The organism is Methylophaga thalassica MP, from assembly GCF_000214595.1.
GTDB classification, from domain to species: Bacteria; Pseudomonadota; Gammaproteobacteria; order Nitrosococcales; family Methylophagaceae; genus Methylophaga; species Methylophaga thalassica.
Genome location: NZ_AFIG01000001.1, coordinates 1,464,772 through 1,484,622 on the forward strand (window position 1 = coordinate 1,464,772; position 19,851 = coordinate 1,484,622).

The 19,851-nt window shown below is 44.5% G+C and carries 21 protein-coding genes; 4 read left to right on the forward strand and 17 right to left on the reverse strand.

Going from position 1 to position 19,851, the window contains the following annotated elements; genetic code table 11:
* Position 1 precedes the first annotated feature (1 nt).
* The 13 genes from ureE to MAMP_RS06960 all read right to left on the reverse strand — a co-directional run bounded on the left by ureE (position 2) and on the right by MAMP_RS06960 (position 11,510).
* Positions 2 to 499, reverse strand: coding sequence for an urease accessory protein UreE (ureE, locus tag MAMP_RS06900; RefSeq protein ID WP_007145296.1), 498 nt, complete (start codon positions 497 to 499; stop codon positions 2 to 4).
* A gap of 9 nt (positions 500 to 508) precedes the next feature.
* Complete coding sequence (gene ureC, locus MAMP_RS06905) at positions 509 to 2,227, reverse strand: urease subunit alpha (RefSeq protein ID WP_007145297.1); 1,719 nt, start codon at positions 2,225 to 2,227, stop codon at positions 509 to 511.
* On the reverse strand, positions 2,224 to 2,532 hold the full coding sequence (locus tag MAMP_RS06910; RefSeq protein ID WP_007145298.1) for an urease subunit beta: 309 nt from the start codon (positions 2,530 to 2,532) through the stop codon (positions 2,224 to 2,226). Before MAMP_RS06910 ends, ureC begins: the two co-directional genes overlap by 4 nt.
* Before the next feature lie 9 nt (positions 2,533 to 2,541).
* Positions 2,542 to 2,844, reverse strand: coding sequence for an urease subunit gamma (locus MAMP_RS06915; protein ID WP_007145299.1), 303 nt, complete (start codon positions 2,842 to 2,844; stop codon positions 2,542 to 2,544).
* A 21-nt stretch (positions 2,845 to 2,865) separates the two neighbouring features.
* Positions 2,866 to 3,726: an urease accessory protein UreD gene (locus tag MAMP_RS06920; protein WP_007145300.1), complete on the reverse strand. Its 861-nt coding sequence runs from the start codon at positions 3,724 to 3,726 to the stop codon at positions 2,866 to 2,868.
* An 83-nt stretch (positions 3,727 to 3,809) separates the two neighbouring features.
* Positions 3,810 to 4,499 (reverse strand): urea ABC transporter ATP-binding subunit UrtE, encoded by a 690-nt coding sequence (urtE, locus tag MAMP_RS06925; RefSeq protein ID WP_007145301.1) that lies wholly within the window; start codon positions 4,497 to 4,499, stop codon positions 3,810 to 3,812.
* A gap of 21 nt (positions 4,500 to 4,520) precedes the next feature.
* Entirely contained in the window at positions 4,521 to 5,267 is a 747-nt protein-coding gene (urtD, locus tag MAMP_RS06930; protein WP_007145302.1) for an urea ABC transporter ATP-binding protein UrtD, read from the reverse strand.
* Positions 5,267 to 6,421: an urea ABC transporter permease subunit UrtC gene (gene urtC, locus MAMP_RS06935; RefSeq protein ID WP_007145303.1), complete on the reverse strand. Its 1,155-nt coding sequence runs from the start codon at positions 6,419 to 6,421 to the stop codon at positions 5,267 to 5,269. The genes urtD and urtC overlap by 1 nt, the downstream gene beginning before the upstream one ends.
* A gap of 18 nt (positions 6,422 to 6,439) precedes the next feature.
* Positions 6,440 to 7,363: an urea ABC transporter permease subunit UrtB gene (urtB, locus tag MAMP_RS06940; RefSeq protein WP_007145304.1), complete on the reverse strand. Its 924-nt coding sequence runs from the start codon at positions 7,361 to 7,363 to the stop codon at positions 6,440 to 6,442.
* Between the two features lie 94 nt (positions 7,364 to 7,457).
* Positions 7,458 to 8,711, reverse strand: a complete 1,254-nt coding sequence (urtA, locus tag MAMP_RS06945) for an urea ABC transporter substrate-binding protein (protein ID WP_007145305.1) — start codon at positions 8,709 to 8,711, stop codon at positions 7,458 to 7,460.
* Positions 8,712 to 8,747: 36 nt separating this feature from the next.
* Positions 8,748 to 9,098: an FmdB family zinc ribbon protein gene (locus MAMP_RS06950; RefSeq protein ID WP_007145306.1), complete on the reverse strand. Its 351-nt coding sequence runs from the start codon at positions 9,096 to 9,098 to the stop codon at positions 8,748 to 8,750.
* Between the two features lie 20 nt (positions 9,099 to 9,118).
* A complete protein-coding gene (gene fmdA / locus MAMP_RS06955) occupies positions 9,119 to 10,342 on the reverse strand; it encodes a formamidase (protein WP_007145307.1) in 1,224 nt (407 codons plus the stop codon).
* A 16-nt stretch (positions 10,343 to 10,358) separates the two neighbouring features.
* Complete coding sequence (locus MAMP_RS06960) at positions 10,359 to 11,510, reverse strand: hypothetical protein (RefSeq protein ID WP_007145308.1); 1,152 nt, start codon at positions 11,508 to 11,510, stop codon at positions 10,359 to 10,361.
* Between the two features lie 175 nt (positions 11,511 to 11,685).
* On the opposite strand from MAMP_RS06960, the gene MAMP_RS15675 reads away from it, so the two are divergent.
* On the forward strand, positions 11,686 to 12,237 hold the full coding sequence (locus tag MAMP_RS15675) for a hypothetical protein (protein ID WP_007145309.1): 552 nt from the start codon (positions 11,686 to 11,688) through the stop codon (positions 12,235 to 12,237).
* Between the two features lie 50 nt (positions 12,238 to 12,287).
* Here the strand turns inward: MAMP_RS15675 and mtgA are convergent, their stop codons facing one another.
* Positions 12,288 to 12,986, reverse strand: a complete 699-nt coding sequence (gene mtgA / locus MAMP_RS06970; protein WP_007145310.1) for a monofunctional biosynthetic peptidoglycan transglycosylase — start codon at positions 12,984 to 12,986, stop codon at positions 12,288 to 12,290.
* A 90-nt stretch (positions 12,987 to 13,076) separates the two neighbouring features.
* On the opposite strand from mtgA, the gene MAMP_RS06975 reads away from it, so the two are divergent.
* Positions 13,077 to 14,021 (forward strand): AEC family transporter, encoded by a 945-nt coding sequence (locus tag MAMP_RS06975; protein ID WP_007145311.1) that lies wholly within the window; start codon positions 13,077 to 13,079, stop codon positions 14,019 to 14,021.
* 71 nt (positions 14,022 to 14,092) lie between these two features.
* Positions 14,093 to 14,416 (forward strand): hypothetical protein, encoded by a 324-nt coding sequence (locus MAMP_RS06980; protein WP_007145312.1) that lies wholly within the window; start codon positions 14,093 to 14,095, stop codon positions 14,414 to 14,416.
* A gap of 45 nt (positions 14,417 to 14,461) precedes the next feature.
* Here MAMP_RS06980 and MAMP_RS06985 read toward each other — a convergent pair whose 3' ends face one another.
* Entirely contained in the window at positions 14,462 to 15,577 is a 1,116-nt protein-coding gene (locus tag MAMP_RS06985) for an HD-GYP domain-containing protein (RefSeq protein WP_007145313.1), read from the reverse strand.
* 176 nt (positions 15,578 to 15,753) lie between these two features.
* Between MAMP_RS06985 and MAMP_RS06990 the strand changes: the two genes are divergently transcribed.
* On the forward strand, positions 15,754 to 16,029 hold the full coding sequence (locus MAMP_RS06990) for a cupin domain-containing protein (protein WP_007145314.1): 276 nt from the start codon (positions 15,754 to 15,756) through the stop codon (positions 16,027 to 16,029).
* A gap of 37 nt (positions 16,030 to 16,066) precedes the next feature.
* Here the strand turns inward: MAMP_RS06990 and MAMP_RS06995 are convergent, their stop codons facing one another.
* Entirely contained in the window at positions 16,067 to 17,284 is a 1,218-nt protein-coding gene (locus MAMP_RS06995; RefSeq protein WP_007145315.1) for an acetate/propionate family kinase, read from the reverse strand.
* Positions 17,285 to 17,288: 4 nt separating this feature from the next.
* Entirely contained in the window at positions 17,289 to 19,685 is a 2,397-nt protein-coding gene (locus MAMP_RS07000; RefSeq protein ID WP_007145316.1) for a phosphoketolase family protein, read from the reverse strand.
* Positions 19,686 to 19,851: the final 166 nt, after the last annotated feature.

The window sequence follows — 19,851 nt, forward strand, 5'->3', positions numbered from 1 at the left end:
ATTAATGATGGTGGTGATGTGATTGTTCGTGGTCGTGGTCGTGGTCGTGATCATCATGATGATGGTGATGTCCACCACCATAGGCACCGGCTTCAGGTTCAAACGGCGCTTGGGTTTCTTCCACATTCACATGCAATCCCAACAACATATCTTTTAATACATAATCGGCTTCCAGCTTTAACCAGCCGTCGCCAATTTCCAGCGGTACGTGACGATTACCCAAATGATAAGCCGCCCGCATCAGGGCATGAGCAGAATGGGTTGTGACAATCATCACTTGCTGATCAGCAGCTTGCACCTGAATGATAGAACCATCCTGTGCTTGCAGCACATCACCACCACGTAAGATTTCGCCTCTGGCCATAAAAATAGCCGCTTCCCGACCTGATGCCAGCTTGACCCGGATTCGACTTTTTTGACGTAAATCAAAACTCATCGACACCTTGTCATCAAAGTCGCTGATGTTGTTGTCTGTTAATTTTGTATGTATTTCAAGCATGCTCTTACTCTAAAAAAGAAAATAGCGTTGTGCCATCGGCAACTCTGTGGCCGGATCGCAAATCAATAATTCGCCATCTGCCAGCACCTGATAAGTTTCAGGATCGACGCTGATATCCGGTGTTGCATCGTTTAATACCATATCTTTTTTCGTTACCTGCCGGCAGTTTTTCACGGCGACAAGTGGCTTGGATAAGTTCAGATTTTTAACTTCCGGATTATCCATAGCCGCTTGCGATACAAAGGTTAATGAGCTTTTAAGCCCCTTACCAAAGCTGGCAAACATCGGACGATAATGCACGGGCTGCGGTGTTGGGATTGAGGCATTAGGATCTCCCATCGCTGCTGAAGCAATGCTGCCCCCTTTTAAGATTAATGACGGTTTAACGCCAAAAAACGCCGGTCGCCATAACACCAAATCAGCAAATTTCCCTGGCTCGATTGAACCCACAATATGTGAAATGCCATGAGTTATCGCTGGGTTAATAGTGTATTTAGCAATATACCGTTTCACCCGAAAGTTATCGGTATTGTCCGCGCCATCTTTGGTATCTTCCGGCAAAGTCCCACGTTGCACTTTCATTTTGTGAGCCGTTTGCCAGGTGCGCATAATCACTTCACCCACGCGTCCCATCGCCTGTGAATCGGATGACATCATCGCAAAGGCACCAGTGTCATGCAGGATATCCTCAGCGGCAATGGTTTCACGGCGAATCCGTGATTCCGCAAAAGCCACATCCTCAGCAATAGCTGGATCAAGGTGATGACACACCATCAGCATATCCAGATGTTCATCCAGCGTATTCACAGTAAACGGTCGGGTCGGATTAGTTGATGACGGCAAGACATTTTGTGAACTGATGGCTTTGATAATATCAGGCGCATGACCACCACCGGCCCCTTCTGTATGGAAAGTATGAATGGTCCGGTTTTTAAATGCAGCTAAGGTCGTTTCAACAAAGCCCGATTCATTTAAGGTATCGGTATGAATCGCCACCTGAATATCCATTTCCTCTGCCACACTTAAACAGTTATCAATCGCTGCCGGCGTCGTACCCCAGTCCTCATGTAATTTCAGACCAATGACACCTGCTTCAACTTGTTCACGAGCAGGTTCAGGCAAAGACACATTGCCTTTGCCAAAAAAGCCCATGTTCATAGGAAACGCTTCAGCCGCTTCCAGCATACGATGAATATGCCAGGGACCTGGCGTACAGGTAGTGGCAAAGGTGCCGGTAGCGGGCCCGGTTCCACCGCCCAGCATGGTGGTCACACCTGAGGTTAGCGCCTCCTCGATTTGCTGTGGGCAAATCCAATGAATATGACTATCAATGCCACCGGCAGTGAGAATCATGCCTTCACCAGCAATAATCTCGGTACCGGCACCAATAGGAATAGTCACGTTAGGTTGAATATCTGGATTACCGGCTTTGCCTATTTGCCAGATATGGCCATCTTTAAGTCCTACATCGGCTTTGATAATGCCGGTGACTGCATCAATAATCAGTGCGTTAGTGATGACGGTATCCGCGACCTCTGCTGCAGGCAGTTGTGATTGGCCCATGCCATCGCGAATCACTTTGCCACCACCGAATTTGACTTCTTCCCCGTAAGTGGTGAGATCTTTTTCGACTTCGATCCACAGTTCGGTGTCTGCCAGACGAACTCTGTCACCGACAGTGGGACCAAACATTTCTGCATAGGCCTGACGTGAAATTTTAAGACTCATGACAAGGCCCCCATCACTTTGCCAGCAAAACCATACACCGTTTGTGCCCCCGCCAGTTTCACCAGCTCGACGCTACGCATTTGCCCCGGTTCAAACCGGACAGCGGTGCCCGCAGCAATATTTAAACGAAAACCATAGGCCTGCTCACGATCAAACAGTAAAGCCTCGTTTACCTCATAAAAGTGGTAATGCGAGCCCACCTGAACAGGACGGTCACCCGAATTGGAGACGTCAATTAATTTGGTCTCCCGCTGAACATTCAGCTCGATATCACCTTTTGCAAAACGCATTTCACCTGGAATCATTTTGTCACCTCACACTATCGGGTCGTGAACAGTAATTAACTTGGTGCCATCTGGAAACGTGGCTTCCACCTGAATTTCAGTGACCATTTCGGCAATGCCATCCATCACATCTTCACGGGTCAGTAAGTTCGTGCCATAACTCATCAAGTCACTCACACTGCGACCGTCTCTGGCACCTTCCATAATGGCAGCGGTGATATAGGCCACGGCTTCCGGGTAGTTTAATTTCACACCACGTTCTTTACGGCGTTCAGCTAATAATGCCGCGGTAAAAATCAGTAATTTATCTTTTTCTCTTGGCGTTAAATCCATGTCACAGGTCCTATAAAATGTTCAGGTTGCCCAGATGCGTGGGCGTATTGCTTGTGAATTTGCATACCATGGGCGCAGACAAGCCCATAGTTGTTCAAAATACTGACGTGCTTCTTGTGCACAGCTACCGATATAACGTGCCGTAAACACTTCTGGTAAGGCAGAAACGCCGTATTGGGCATCAGAATTCACTGTAATTTGTCGACATTGTTCAATGACAGCATCGGGTACTTCACCCGCGGTAACCACAAAGCTACCAAATACTGGAAACCCTCTCAGCCCGGCCAGCGCAGTGACAACATGGCTATCCGGTTTAAACACCGCGGTTTCCTGCCACAACAACCGTTGTTCACGCGATATTTCTAACACTTGTTTATAGCGGCCCTGCTGCCACTGTTCGCCACTGGCTTGTCGACCGAGGCAACTGATATCCCAGCCGGCGAAATGAGCGTATTGGCTTAATTTTACCTGTGTCTTTAAGGTGACATCAGCCCCATCAAACACAATATTTTCTTGTGGAAACCATTCAAGAAGACTGTGATCCGCCTGTTCTATATGCAGTGTTTGACTGGCCTCGCGACCTGCCGACTTATACCATTTGGTGGCACCCGGTGTGGTGATAAAGCTTTTGGCCGCTTTCGCCAAACTAAAGTCCAGTGCTAAACGGTCTCCACCTGCCACACCACCCGGTGGATGAATCACCAGAACATGTGCGGGAGTCGGGCCTTCCGGATATAAACATTTTTGAATCGTTAATGGCCCTGAATGAGCCTTTTTTGCCAGGATCGTTTTACCGTCACGTTCGATAAAACCTAACTGAAGACGGGCATCCCAGCCCGTCATTACGGTATTAAGTTGCGTTCTGTCTATCAATTGGGTCACGCATTCTGTCCTGTTTTCATGCCGTAAAGATAGCATGACTAAAACATCCTCTTTGCATAAAATCAAAGAGGATGTTGTTGTTTTTACACTGTCAGATATTGTTTGATTTTGGCTGCATCCACATTTTCACGCAGATCTTCATGAATCAAATTGCCTTTTTCGATCACCATAATCCGATCAGCAATATCCATCGTGAAGCTTAGTACCTGTTCTGATACCACAATCGTTATCTCACGCATTTCACGGATTTCATTCAGTACTTTTGCAATATCTTTAATAATAGAAGGCTGAATACCTTCGGTTGGTTCATCCAAAAGCAAGACTTTGGGATTGGTCACCAGGGCACGGGCAATTGCCAGCTGTTGCTGTTGACCACCAGACAAGTTACCGCCTTTACGATGACGCATCTCATGTAACACAGGGAATAAGGAAAAAATATCTTCCGGAATTTTTTTCTGTTTACTGACCTGTAATCCGGTTTCAATATTTTCCTGCACGGTCAGATTGGGAAAAATCATCCGTCCCTGCGGTACATAAGCTAAGCCACTGGCAACACGTTTATAGCTATCCATACCATCTAAATCAGTGCCTTCTAATTCAACCTTAGTCGCCGAACTTGGCAAGATACCCATTAAGGATTTGAACAGTGTGGTTTTACCCATCCCGTTACGGCCCATAATGGCCAGTGTTTCATTTTTATTCGCTGAAAAGCTGATTTCATGAATCACTTCACTCTGGCCATAGCTGACTTTTAAGTTTTCTACTTCAAACATATCAATTTCCTCGCTATTCGCTTAATGGCCTAAGTAAACTTCAACGACTTTCTCGTCTGACTGCACTTTATCCATAGCGCCTTCAGCCAGAATCTTGCCTTGATGTAATACGGTGACTTTGTGAGCAATCTTTTTCACAAACTCCATATCATGCTCAATCACAATCACCGAACGGTTTTTGCAGATACGATTCAACAATTCTGCTGTTTCGTCGCGTTCCTTCGCACTCATACCGGCTACAGGCTCATCGAGCATTAATAGCTCAGGGTCTTGCATCAGTAACATACCTATTTCTAACCATTGTTTCTGACCATGACTCAACACAGCTGCTTCCGTATCCAGTTCATCTAATAACTGAATCTCTTCCGCTATTCTTAATACGGTTTCTTTCACCTTTTCGTCAGCTTTGAAGAACAAGCTACCAAACACGCCACGTCCTTCTGGATAAGACACCTCCAGATTTTCGTAAACCGTTAATGTTTCGTAAATCGATGGTGTCTGAAACTTACGTCCTACACCGGTACGAACAATTGCGTGCTCTGACAGTTTAGTAAGCTCTGTATTTTTAAACTTGATCGAGCCTGAGCTGGCTTTGGTTTTACCGCAAATCAAATCCAGTAAGGTCGTTTTGCCGGCCCCGTTTGGGCCGATAACCACACGCAGTTCATTTTTATCGATATACAGATTCAATGAATCTACTGCCTTGAAGCCATCAAATGAGACGGTCAAATCTTCAATTGCCAACAGGAAATCAGTTTCAGTACCCATTATTTGGCTCCTTCTAATTCAGCTTTCGCTTCAGTTTTACTATCAGACTCTGCTTTTTTCTCGCCCAACAGACGTTGCATGAAAGGCAGCGTTCTGACGTATTTGTCATAAATACCGGCTAATCCATTCGGGAAGAACATCACCACAGCGATAAATAAACCACCCATCAAGAATAACCAGACTTCAGGAAACGATTCTGAAAAAGCTGTTTTCCCAGCATTCACTAATAAGGTGCCATACACCACACCGATAAGTGACATACGTCCACCCACCGCAGCAAAGATAACCATTTCAATTGAAGGTACGATGCCGACAAATGACGGTGACATAAAGCCAACCTGCAAAGTAAACATAGCGCCACCAATAGCTGAAATCACCGCGGCCAGACAGAAGATAAAGATTTTAAAGCTGGCTACGTCATAACCAGAGAAGCGAACACGATCTTCTTTATCTTTCATCGCCAGTAGCAGTCGACCAAATTTACTGGTCAGTACAAAGCGGCTGACACAGATTACTGCCAGTAATAAGACGGCATTGACGAAATACAAGACGTACTTCGCTGAATCTGGACGAATACTCCAGCCATTTAAGGTTTTCAGGTCAGTAATACCATTGATACCACCGGTGTAACCTTGTTGACCGACAATCAAAATAGTCAAAATCAAAGCGACAACCTGGGTAATGATGGCAAAGTAAACCCCACTTACCCGACGTTTAAACATCGACACCCCGATAAGGTAGGCAAACGCTGCTGGCACCACAAAAATCGCCAGAATCGCCACCCATAAGTGTTCAAACGGCACCCAGAACCAGGGTAATTCTGTTAATTGATTCCAATCCATAAAGTCAGGAATGCCCGGTGTAGATTGAATAGCGGTACTTTCCGGATCCGATGCTTCCAGTTTCAAAAACATCGCCATCGCGTAGCCACCGAGGCCAAAAAATACTCCTTGCCCTAAACTCAGAATGCCGCCGTATCCCCAAAGTAAAACCAGACTGACCGCGGCAAAGGCGTAAGTCAGGTATTTCCCCACCAGGTTAAGGCGGAAAATATCCAGTGCCAGCGGCAATACAATCAGAATAAGCAGCGCAAGGATGCCAATACCGATGGCGCCGTTTCTGCCACCCAATAATCTGTCATAGACAAAATTCATATGGTTATCTCCTACTGCTTATTTACGAACTTTATTGGCAAACAGACCTTCTGGACGAATCATCAGAATGATAACGATCGTCAGTAATGTCAGCACTTTTGCCATAGAACCACTGATAAAGAACTCCAGAATCGATTGCGCCTGGGCAATACTGAAGGCTGAAGCTATCGTGCCGAATAAACTTGCAGCACCACCGAAAACCACCACCATAAAGGTGTCAACAATATAGAGAGAACCGGTCGTTGGACCTGTTGATGCAATAGTGGTAAATGCCGCACCAGCTACACCGGCAATGCCACAACCAAGCGCAAAGGTCATACGATCCACTTTTTTGGTATTAATACCCACTGCACCACTCATTACACGGTTTTGGGTGGTGGCACGTACATTGAGTCCCCAAGTTGAGCGATACATCAGGATAAAGACGCCAAAGGTCACTAACGCGGTTAAACCCAGTACAAACATACCGTTAATTGGTATGAAGATAGTATCTGTTGGCATATATGAGCCCATTAGCCAATCTGGCAGCGTTGGGCTGACTTCACGTGCGCCAAACAGAGACCGGAAAATCTGTTGCATGATCAGACTTAAGCCCCATGTCGCCAGCAGGGTGTCAAGAGGACGTTTGTATAGATGCCTGATAAGCAGCCACTCAACAAAGTAGCCAATAATGCCTGCCACAAAAAACGAAGCGACGATGGCAAAAATAAAGTAATAACTCAGAAAATCAGGAAAGTATTTTTCTGTCATGACTGACAATATGTAGGTCGTATATGCCCCTACTGCCATAAACTCGCCATGGGCCATGTTAATGACGCCCATCTGCCCGAAAATAATTGCAAGGCCCAGTGCCATTAAAAGTAGAACACTGAATAAACTCAAACCAGCAAACCCTTGCATGGCCAGAATTGATGTCAATTCTTGTATTGAATAATCGCCCATAACGCTACTCCGAAGGTGATCTGAAAAGAGTGATTGAAACGTGTTTAAGAGAGGGCAAGCTGCGTATGCAGCCTGCCCATCTTGATACTGCGGTCTATTGGTAACCTTCTGGGAATGGGTTTGGTTCAATCAGCTCAGGTGATTGGTAAATCACTTTCGCTTGACCATCTTTTTGCCATTCAGCTACGCGAGTGTAGCTCCACAGATGATGGTTAGGATGAAGCTTCACATAACCTTCAGGTGCCGTTGTTAACTCAATATCGCCTTCTTCTGAAGCAGCAACTACTTTATCGACATCAAAGCTACCTGCTTTTTCAACAGCCGCTTTCCATAACCAAGGACCAAGGTAAGCCGCTTGAGTCACGTCACCAATAACGCTGTCATCGCCATGCATTTCTTTAAAGGCTTTAACGAAAGCTTTGTTATTGTCGTTATCCAGACTTTGGAAATATTTCATAACTGAATAGAAACCGACCAGGTTTTCACCACCGATACCTAAGACTTCGTCTTCAGTAACAGAGATAGTTAACAGTGTTTGTTTATCACCAGTGATACCGGCAGCATTTAACTGTTTGAACCAAGCAACGTTAGAACCACCTACAACAGCCGCGAAAATAACGTCAGGTTTTTTCAGACGGATTTTGTTAATAACCGAACCGAACTGTGTGTCACCTAATGGTTTGTACTCTTCACCAACGACTTTGCCACCTAAGACATTTTCGATATGTTTACGGGCAATTTTCATTGATGTACGTGGCCAGATGTAATCAGAGCCAATCAGATAATACGTTTTTGCACCTTTTTCTTTCGCTACCCAATCCAAACCAGCTAAGATTTGTTGAGTCGCTTCCTGACCGGTGTAAATGACATTATGTGATTGTTCCAGACCTTCGTAGAACGTTGGGTAGTAAAGCAGACCATTTTGCTGTTCGAATACAGGTAATGCCGCTTTACGTGAAGCAGAAGTCCAGCAACCAAATACGGCAGCAACGTGATCGTTCACTAATAATTTACGTGATTTCTCAGCAAATGTAGGCCAGTCACTCGCACCATCTTCCTGGATGATTTCAATTTGACGACCTAAAATACCGCCTGATTCATTGATTTGTTTAATCGCCAGTTTTTCAGCTTCTTGAGCACCGGTTTCACTGATAGCCATCGTGCCTGTCAATGAGTGCAAAATGCCCACTTTAACGGTGTCATCAGTCACAGCCAGACCGGTCGTGTTCACCGCCGCTGTCGGGTAATCTTCAGCCATCGCTGATGTGCTAATGAAGCCTGCCGCTATCATTGCGCCGAGTAAAGCGCCTGTTTTACCTAAGAATTTTCTTCGACTAAAATGTTTCATTGATTAATCTCCAGTTTTAAAACAATGTTTGGTTACTCAGTGACCGAGCATCCAAGGTCGTGCGGTTTTCTTTGTTTGCATCAATAGGCCGTTTCCTTGTTTATTTTCGTTAGAAGATGAAGTGTCTTTTTGCGATGTCGAGCAAGTGTGCGAGCCTGAACAACCACAGCTGGAACGGCGTGCTTGTCTCGGGGCATGTGCCGATTTTTCATTACGCTCAAACGCTTTTTTTCTGCCACTGTCCATCAGAGCCAGATTGGGCGCTGAAATAATGCGTGCTGCAGGCTCTCCACAGTTTTCACACGTGCAGGGCAAGCTGGATTCACTCATTTTGCGTAAGGCCGAAAATTCGCCACATTGCTCACATCGGTAGTCGTAAATAGGCATCGCACTCTTCCTCTAATCAATTAAGATGTTTTCGCTGTATCAATACCTGGGGTAACCAGTTCTAAAGGACCGTCTGGATTAGGCATGATGTCGAAATCAAAGATCTCAGTGGGTAACCACAAGGTCGCACAAGCATTTGGTACATCAACGATGCCGCTGATATGACCTTCAACCGGTGCGGTACCGAGAATGGATACGGCCTGCTGACCGCTGTAACCAAATTTCTTCATGTACTCAATGGCGTTCAAACACGCTTGTTTGTATGCCACGTTAACGTCGAGGTAATGTTGTTTACCTTGTTCATCAACTGAGATACCTTCAAAAATCAGGTAATCACGGTATTTAGGTTCAACCACACTTGGTTTGAACAGTGGGTTTTTGATACCGTATTTCTTAACGCCGCCTTTGATTAAGTTGACGCGGATATCTAAGTAACCCGCCATCTCAATCGCACCACAGAATGTGATCTCGCCATCACCTTGAGAGAAGTGAAGGTCTCCCATAGAAAGACCACCGTCTTTCACATACACAGGGAAATAAATACGAGACCCTTTGGTCAGGTTTTTAATGTCACAGTTACCACCGTGTTCACGTGGTGGCACAGTCCGAGCACCGGTTTTAGCTGCAGCAACTGCTTCATCACCTTTCATTCTGCCCATCACCGCAGATTTTTCTTCAGGTGGGCAAGCTAACATCGGTACACGGTCAGGATCTGTGGCAATCAAATCAGCTTCACGTTGATTCCATTCCTCAAGCATTTCTTTTGATGGCAAACAACCAATCAAACCAGGATGCATAATGCCGGCAAACTGCACGTTTGGAATATGACGTGATGTCGTGTAAATACCGTGGAAATCCCATATAGACTTACTTGCATCAGGGAAGTGATCAGTTAAGAAACCACCGCCGTTTTCTTTAGCAAATAAACCGTTAAAACCCCATTGCTGATCTTCAAACGTGCCGACATCCAGAATATCTACCACCATTAAATCGCCAGGTTCAGCACCTTCAACACCAATCGGACCACTTAAGTAGTGAACCTGGGTTAAATCAACATCGCGGATATCATCGGCACTGTCGTTATTGCCAATTTGGCCGCCGGTCCAATCCATACATTCAACACGGAATTCATCACCGGGCTTGACCATCGCGATCATGGGTATATCTGGGTGCCAACGGTTATGGATTTGACCATCCTGCTCCCATGGCTTTTTATCTAAATCGAGTTTTACTATCGTTTTCATTAGGTTCCTCCTTCTACTAGAACTGAAGTTGGGTGCTGATGACAAAAGCGTCATCATCAGATTCGTTGGTGACTTCAAGATTTCTGTAAACGGCTGTGATTTGAGCGTTGTAGCCATCAATGATGTAGTTCACACCAAAATCGGTGCGTTCTGTTTCAATGTCGTTGTCTGCATCAAAGTTTTGGTAATGAACAAACGGCATGAACTGACCCCAACCCACTTTTTGGTTGAAGATATAACCAGCGCCTACGGCGTAAGCTTCACCTTGTTCAGATAAGAAAACATCATCAGTGTCATAGTCGTAATAAGCGGCTTCAAAAGACACTGCACCTGCAGACAGCTTCTTCTCAATCAATAGATCAGCGCCATATTGGCTATAGTCACCAATATCAGTCGCAGAGATAGCACCGTCACCTTTAGAACGGCCGAATACCCCAATGGTGAAAATATCTTTTTGTCCCAGGTAGTTACCTGTTCCGTAGTAACCAGGCTCTTTATCCCAGAAGCTATATTGCAGACGACCGGCATACATCAAATCATCACTAGCACCAGCAGCTGCCCCGGCATCACCCTCATTAAATGCTGTTTGAGTCGATGCACCTTCACCTAAGCTGTAGTAAAAGATTTTGTCTGCTTCGAATGCACCAAATGAATAAGCAAGACGTTGGTCTAAAGTAGTACCAACAATAGCAACACCTTCATCACGACCAATCGTGCCGCCATTCCAGCCATAACGTGCTGCAATGTTTTGCCAATAACCATCACCTGAAGTGTAATAAGGACCAGCCATATTGGCGCGACTGCTTGGTGATAAGAAACGACCTGCCCAGATAGCTACATCAGGTGTAAATTGAAAAATACCCGCAGCATCAATAATTTTCATTGACTCATCGCTGTTCATTTCAGTGTTAAACATACCTTTGATGTATTTATTTAACGAACCCGAAACGTAAAGTCTGGCACTGTCCAAATTAAAATCATTCGAACGTCCACCGTCAGCTGCACCATCTTCAGCACTGGTGTAGCTGCCACGCATGCCAAAACCAACGCTGACATATTGATCTTCACCAAACGTGATCGTGCCAGCTGCTTGTGACACTGTAGGTGCCATCATTGCAGAACTGGCGAGCGCCACTGCATAGGTGAGAGAGTTGAGTTTCATTTTCATTCTAATTGCCCCTGTTAGCCATCCAAGAAAAGAAAAAGTCGCAAACGTGCTGTTCGCGTCAGGAGCAATACTAGTGAGCTGGGTCAGAAGCTTGAATACGTGAAATTGCGTAGAAACAGATCTGACTTGTTCAGGTAATCTGTAGCCATGTTAAAGAGTCATCAAGGAAAGGCGGATGTTTCAAAAACGAAAATTCAATAAGACGCTTGCCATCACCACGATGGGCATTTTGAGTCTATCGCTCTCCGCATGTGGAGAGTTTAGTTATAAACGCGGCGCATCCGTCCGTGATTTTCAGCAAGAAAAAAATGTGTGTGCTGCCAGTACAAATACAGAGGTACAAACAAAAAAATGCTTAAAAGAGAATGGCTGGATCGTTTTAGATTTAGATAACAAGGCTAATGAAGAGGCCGCTAAAACCGGGAGCCCGGCCAATAAAGCTGTGATTCATGGTAGCTATACCAAAAGTTCACCCGACCAATTTATAGCTGAAAAAACAACAGATACTGAAATTGAGCCTGCACCTCTGCCTGCTGATCCACTCCAACCGGTCGGTGTCAGCTCGTGGTGGAAAGCGGGTGCAGGTCCTGATCAATTACTCGCAGAAGGTCAAGTCTGCAAAGATGGTTTAAGTAAAGAGCACCCAATCAACGGTAATTTTAGCCAGGTTACCGTTGGCTTTATTGAGTGTATGGCAGAGAAAGGCTGGAAAGTCTGGCTTAAATAACTCTCTCGTCCTCGGTACCGCCAGTACACCTTCTAGTACTGGCGGTTTTTTTATTCTGATATTGGGGCTAACCAGTTAGTACCACCTAATTTACGTTGCTGTGCCAAGTTCCAGTGCGCCCGGTCAATAAGATGTTGGGCGGGTCTTGCAGGATCATATTTCAACGGACTTGGCAGGGTTGATGCCAACAGTGCGGCTTGCATATCCGTCAGTTGTGAAGCCTGTTTGGCAAAGTGATATTCACTGGCGGCTTCAATACCAAAAACACCTTTCCCCCACTCGGCAATATTCAAATACACTTCCAGAATACGTTGCTTGCCCCAGGTCAGTTCGATTAAAGAAGTAAACCAGACTTCCAAACCTTTCCTTATCCAGCTTCTACCTGTCCACAGGAACATATTTTTAGCGACCTGCTGACTAATGGTGCTGGCACCACGTAACCGTCCGCCATCCTCAGCTTCGTTAAGTGCCTTCATAATGGCATCAACGTCAAAGCCCTGATGCAGAGGAAAACGCTGATCTTCAGAGGTTATCACCGCAAGCGCCACTTTTTTGGGAATTTGCTCCCAGCTCAGCCAGCGTTGATGAATCGTATAATCATCATGGGTCAGCCAGCGTTCCACCATCACCATACTGACTGGTGGGTTTAACCAACGAAACGGTAAAACGATAAGCAGGCTGAACACTAGCCAACCCAGCATGCTGTAGAGTATTAACTTTATAAAAAAACGTCTTATTTTATTCAGCATAATTGCCTTTGCTTTTCCTCAGGCCTGGTTAATTAGGCACCTTATGATCATCCTGATATTATTTAGCATTGCGATACAAAGCTATACTCCATGCTAAATACTCTTTCTATTTTGTTGCCCATTTTTGGGCTGATTGCGGCGGGTTTTATCAGTAGAAGAACCGGTGTACTTGGCCCAACTGCCGCCAGTGAATTAAATCGTTATGTCGTCTGGCTTGCCTTACCTGCCTTGTTGTTCGACATTATGGCACATAGCCACTGGCAGGCTTTATTTCTACCTGCTTTTATAAACGTTTATTTATTGGGTACGGGCATAATCTTTTTACTGATTCTTGTCTGGCGACTTTCGCAGGGCAAGCATTTAGCGGATGCCAGTGTTGATGGCGTAGCGGCGGCCTATTCCAATACCGGCTATGTTGGTTTTCCTTTATTATTTTTGGTGTTCGGTGCATCCAGTCAGATACCCACAACGATTGCGTCCATTATTGTGGTTTGTATCTTATTTTCTATTGCCATCATGTTAATCGAAACCGGTTTACAGGCTGAGAAAGCGCTACACTTACGGATAAAAAGTGTGTTATCTGCCGTATTTCGTAATCCATTAGTTGTTTCCCCCATCGCCGGTGTAATAGTAGCCGCCTCAGGTTTGACCATTCCCGACAGTGTTGAAACATTTCTCCATCTGCTGTCTGACTCTGCTAGCCCATGTGCATTGGTGAGCTTAGGTTTGTTTCTGGCAAGTAGTCGCAGTGAAAAGCCAAATAATAGTGACAACGAGACACGTGTCGCTTGGGTATTAACCTTTACAAAACTCGCCATACAACCGCTTCTGGTCGCCGCATTGGCGTTCTGGGTGTTTGATATGGATAGGACATTAGCCATGATGGCTGTCTTACTGGCCGCATTACCGACAGGCACTGGCCCTTTTATGCTTGCCGAGTTTTACCAACGGAATGCCTTTATCACAGCACAAACTATCATGTTTTCGACCGTTATTTCATTACTGACACTGACGGTATTGTTAAATATGCTGTGAAATCACATTAGGCGTTCAAAGCGGTTTTTTGTAGTATAAACAGGCTTATTTACTTTTTACTGGAATCACATATGAAAAAGATCATCATCGCAGCACTGCTGGCAACATTACTCGGCTGTACTTCGGCATCCCCAAAGCAGTACTATCGTCCGGCGGGTGCTGAACAACAAGTGGAAGTCTATGGCCGCTTTGATCAAATAAGCTTTGAACATCAAGTCTTAATTAACGGCAATGTGGTGATTGATGGCCAGCTATCATACAACTACGATGATGGTCATTTTAGTGGTGAATATGAAGGCATGACCGTGACTTCAGACTGCAAATGGAAGTTGAAAAAAGATTTGACGTGTTTAGTTAAAATCAATGACGAAATGGCCGCCACGCTGACATTTTAGAAGCTATTGAGTAGTTATCACTTGAGGCTTTTGCTCTAGTGATAACTACTTTTTGTCGTCAGACAGTTCCTTCATTACCTTTTCAAACTCTGCTTTATTTTCTCTAACAGCAGCAACACACTCTGCATCTAGTTTATTCGCCTGTTGCATTTTTTCCAGTTCAGCTATGGCATCGTCTAAAGGCCACGGTTTTTTGTAGGGACGCTGACAAGTCAGCGCATCAAAGATGTCTGCCACGGTTGCAATTCTGGCTTCCAGAGGAATCTCATCCCCTTTCAGACCTTTTGGATAGCCTGAACCATCGATATATTCATGATGACAGGCAACGATATTACGCATCATATCGGTATCACGCATATCTACCAGATTGTAGTCATTAAGTACTTGCTCAAGCATATCTATCCCCTTGATAACATGCGTTTTCATAATGCTACGTTCATCATCATCTAATCGCCCTGGTTTATTAAGAATAGTGTCAGAGATACCGATTTTGCCAATATCGTGCAAGCGGGCAAACAGATACACATGTTCAATAAACTCATCACTTAAGCGATGCTTCTTAGCCAAGTGCGTGGCAATAATCCTGGCATAACAGGCCATACGATCAAGATGTAAGCCCGTTTCAAAATCTCTGAAGTCAGTGAAATCTCTGGCTGCCCTGACTGTCGCCAAGAGCGTATTAACCAGTGATAATTCTTCATTGATCATCATGGATATAAACTGACCGTACAAACTCAAGGTAATCTTCGCAGGATCGGTCAGGTTATCAGGCGAAGACACCATCTCAAAACAAACAAAACCAATGAATCTTTGTCCTTGTTTTATGGGGATAATGAACGCCGCGTGACTTTGTGGATCTTGTTTAAAATGTTGCCAAACCGGTTCGTCAGCATCGAAAAATACGAGCTTACCTTCTTCTTGTTGACATAGTGTAAACAAAGCCTGATTCGGCTTTAAACGAAGACTGTCTTCATATCCATCATTAGTGAAGTGATGACTACTCAGAAATTTTTTCAGTGAATCTGTTTTCTCATCATAGAGCAGGCAAGATGAATGCGTTATTTGAGGCAAACTCTGTCGCAAACATTCATGAAGGACTTGCAAGCGACCATTGAGCGTATCTGGTTTATTGGCCAGAAGCGATATTACTTTTGCATCCATTTTACGCCTCCTCAACACTGCACTTTCCATTAAGAACAGTGTTATCAATCAATTAATGAGTGCGACAAGAATCCGTCTTGTTAGTTGCTTTCTGTTATTATTCGCATGCCTTTGTGGCAATACGGCTTACTCAATTGTGAGATTGAGCTATCAACATTGATATTTTAGAGATCACTATGCCTGAAATTATAATTGAAAAAAACCCAAGTGAAGCGCGTTTGCAAGAGTTAGGCGTTGCTGGTTGGGAAATCTGGGATTGTCCTGTTACTGAATTCAGATTGGACTTCGACGAAACTGAAAAAGCCTACATTTTAGAAGGCGAAATCGTTGTCACTCCAGATGGTGAAGCACCTGTTACTGTTGTTGCTGGTGACTACGTTGAATTTCCAGCTGGTTTAAAAAGCTTCTGGAAAGTCACAAAAACATTACGTAAACACTACAGTTACGATTAGTTTTTCTGATAAAGGCATCCATGGATGCCTTTTCTTTTTAATGCTTTAAATATTCAGCGATATTATGAGCGATCTGTTTTTCTTCATTGGTTTGTATCACCAGAATCGGAATTTGACTCCTGACATGATGAATCGCTGAAGTAGCCTTTTTAATCTGTTTATTTTCTGTAGAGTTGATTACCAAGCCGTACCGCCCTAGTTCATCACAGGCTAGTTCTCGAATCATTGAGGCGTTTTCACCTATCCCCCCCGTAAATACAAGGGCATCGACTCGTCCTAGACTAATCATGTAAGCCCCGATATAACGTCGGAGTTGGTAGACATACATTTGAATCGCTAAACTCGCTTGTTTATCGCCCTGCTCAGCTCGATGCTGAATCTCGGCCATATCATGTGTGCCAGTGATAGCCACTAAACCGGATTCAAAATTAAGCTGTTGCTCTAGCTGTTCTGCAGAAATGCCGGTCTGCTCTTGTATATACAAAGGTACCGCAGCATCCAGATCGCCACTGCGGTTTCCCATCATAAGGCCCTGCAGTGGAGTAAACCCCATAGAGGTATCAAAACTCTGACCATTTTTGATAGCACAGGCACTAGCCCCATTGCCCAGATGTAGGGTAATTAAATTAAGTTCACTCAGTGGTTTGTCAAGATAACACGCTGCCTGCTGAGCGACATATTGATGAGATAGGCCATGAAATCCATAGCGGCGTACACCATGATTTTCGTACCAGTTATTTGGTACTGCATAACGATAAATATGCTCAGGAATGCTCTGATGGAAGTCAGTATCAAACACGGCAAATTGCCTGACATCAGAAAAGAGTTCCTGACAGGTTTTTATGCCGGCAATATTACCGGGTAAATGCTGTGGTGCCAGATGTTGGTAGGATTCAATAGTCGTCAAAACCTCTTGGTTCAACTCAACAGGTGCGAAAAAAATAGCACCACCATGCACAACCCGATGGCCGATGAGATTTAACTGTATGCCTGATGACTGCTCAAAAAAGCGCTGCATATCATCTGCAATGATTTGAAAAGCGGCTTGATGATCGTTTATTTCAATCCTAGCTTGAGGCTGAGTGAAATTATCAGCAAATCGCTCATCCACACTAATAGAATGTTTAGCTAATGACTCACCAATGCCTTGGATGCTGCCTTCTAATAAAACAGCGTCATCCTTGAGCTGTATTAATTTATATTTAACAGATGAGCTACCACTGTTAAGCACCAGAATGACAGGTTGTGTTGTCATAACCTTATTCTTTTATCGCAGACATATCACCCCACTTCCAATCACCGAATTCAGGCTTATCAACGCCATACTCATAGGCATATAAACTACAGCTTATCTGATGATCGCGTAATTGCTGTTTGGCATGGGCACCTATGCCTTGCAAACGGTCTACTCTATCAATGATGTCCATGGCGATCGTAAACCGATCAATCTGATTACGAATGGCTAACTCCAGTGGTGTATTGATATTGCCTTTTTCGTTATAGCCATGAACGTGGAAATTAGTATGGTTAGTCCGACGATAAATCAAGCGATGAATCAACCATGGATAGCCATGGAAGTTAAATATTACCGGTTTATCTTTAGTGAATAAGCTATCAAAGTCTTTATCACTCAGACCGTGCGGATGCTCACTATCCGAGATGAGTTTGAATAAATCGACGACGTTAATGAACCGAATCTTCAGATCATCAAAGTACTGATGAATCAGATCGATAGCAGCCAAAGCCTCTTGGGTTGGAATATCACCACACCCCACGACAACAGCATCGGGTTCAAAACCGTCATCTGAACTTGCCCACTCCCAAATGCCGACGCCTTTCGTGCAGTGTTTCACAGCCTCATCGACATCAAGGTACTGGAAATGTTTTTGTTTGTCGGCCACAATCACATTCACGTAATTTTTGGCTTTCAGACAATGGTCAGCAACAGATAATAAGGTATTCACATCAGGTGGCAGATATATACGACAGACTTTTGGGCTCTTGTTTAGGACTAAGTCTAAAAAACCGGGATCCTGGTGAGTAAAGCCATTATGATCCTGGCGCCATACTGTAGAGGTAATCAATAAATTGAGAGAGGATATTGGTGCTCGCCACGACACGTTGTTACAGATATCCAGCCATTTTGCATGCTGATTAAACATGGAATCAATCACATGAATAAAGGCTTCATAACTGGCAAAAAAGCCGTGTCGCCCGGTTAACAAATAGCCTTCCAGCCAACCTTCCAGCGTATGTTCGGATAACATTTCCATGACGCGACCATCGCGAGCCAATTCTCCACCATCCTGATCTTCTGGTAACAAGTCGGCCATCCATGTTTTTTTACTCACTTCATAGATATTATCCAGCTTATTCGAGCTGTTCTCATCTGGACCGAAAACCCGAAAATTAGACATATTTTTCTTCATGATATCGCGAAGGAACTGACCTAAAGGCCGGGTATTTTCCACCAGACACTGACCTGGTTTTTCGATGGAAACAGCATAATCACGAAAATCAGGCATCTTAAGTGATTTTCTGAGTAAGCCACCGTTGGCATGCAGGCTGGCACTCATCCGTTTATTACCTTTTGGTGCCAGTGCTTTTAATTCTGGTTGCAGTTGTCCAGCTTCCGTAAATAGTTTTTCAGGCTCATAACTTCTGAGCCAGCTTTCCAACTGAGCAAGATGTTCAGGGTTGTCTTTCACACCGCCCAGAGGCACTTGGTGAGCACGCCAGAAACCTTCCACTTTGTGACCATCGACCTCTTTTGGCCCAGTCCAGCCTTTGGGTGTACGTAAAATGATCATCGGCCAGCGTGGTCTCTCATCACTACCAGATGCTCTGATACGTTGTTGTGTTTCACGAATGTCTACAATGCACTCTTCCATCACTTTTGCCATGGTTTGATGCATCACTTCAGGATCATCGCCTTCGACAAAATGTGGTGTCCAACCATAACCACGGAATAACTGCTCTATTTCTTCATGTGAAATACGAGACAAAATTGTCGGATTATTTATTTTGTAACCATTTAAATTGAGAATGGGTAAAACAGCGCCATCTGTTTTGGGATTGAGAAATTTATTTGAATGCCAAGAGGTTGCTAATGGGCCGGTTTCTGATTCACCATCACCGACCATCACCGCTACAACTAAATTCGGGTTGTCATAAGCCGCCCCAAACGCATGAGAAACACTATAGCCGAGCTCTCCCCCTTCATGAATCGAGCCTGGCGTTTCAGGGGTGCAGTGACTGCCGATGCCACCTGGAAAAGAAAATGATTTAAAAAAGTGTTTGAGGCCGTCAATGTCTTCACTTTTATTAGGATAAACCTCTGCATAAGTTCCTTCGAGATAGACTGGGGCCAATACACCTGGTGCACCATGACCAGGACCAGCCAGAAAAATCGCATCCAGATCGTATTTATTAATCAATCTATTCAGGTGAACATAAGTAAAACTTAATGCGGGACTGGCCCCCCAATGCCCCAATAATCGATTTTTAATATGTTCGGGTTTAAGTGGTTCACGCAGTAGAGGGTTGTCTTGCAGATAAATCATGCCAGCAGCAAGGTAGTTGCAGGCTCGCCAGTAAGCATCAATGTTAGTCAGGTCGTTTGCATCAAGAGGTGTAGCAGACAATGTGCTATTCATAGAGTACTCCTTGCTTTATATATCAGTGCAGACTAGCTAAGTAAGATGACAATGGTTTGACTTACTCAAGCTGACATTTGATAAAAATGATAGTGTCTATCAGCCTACTCTTATTGCGAGGCGTCATAAAGGGGAATAGCGATTAAAATTGATGGGGATCAAGAAA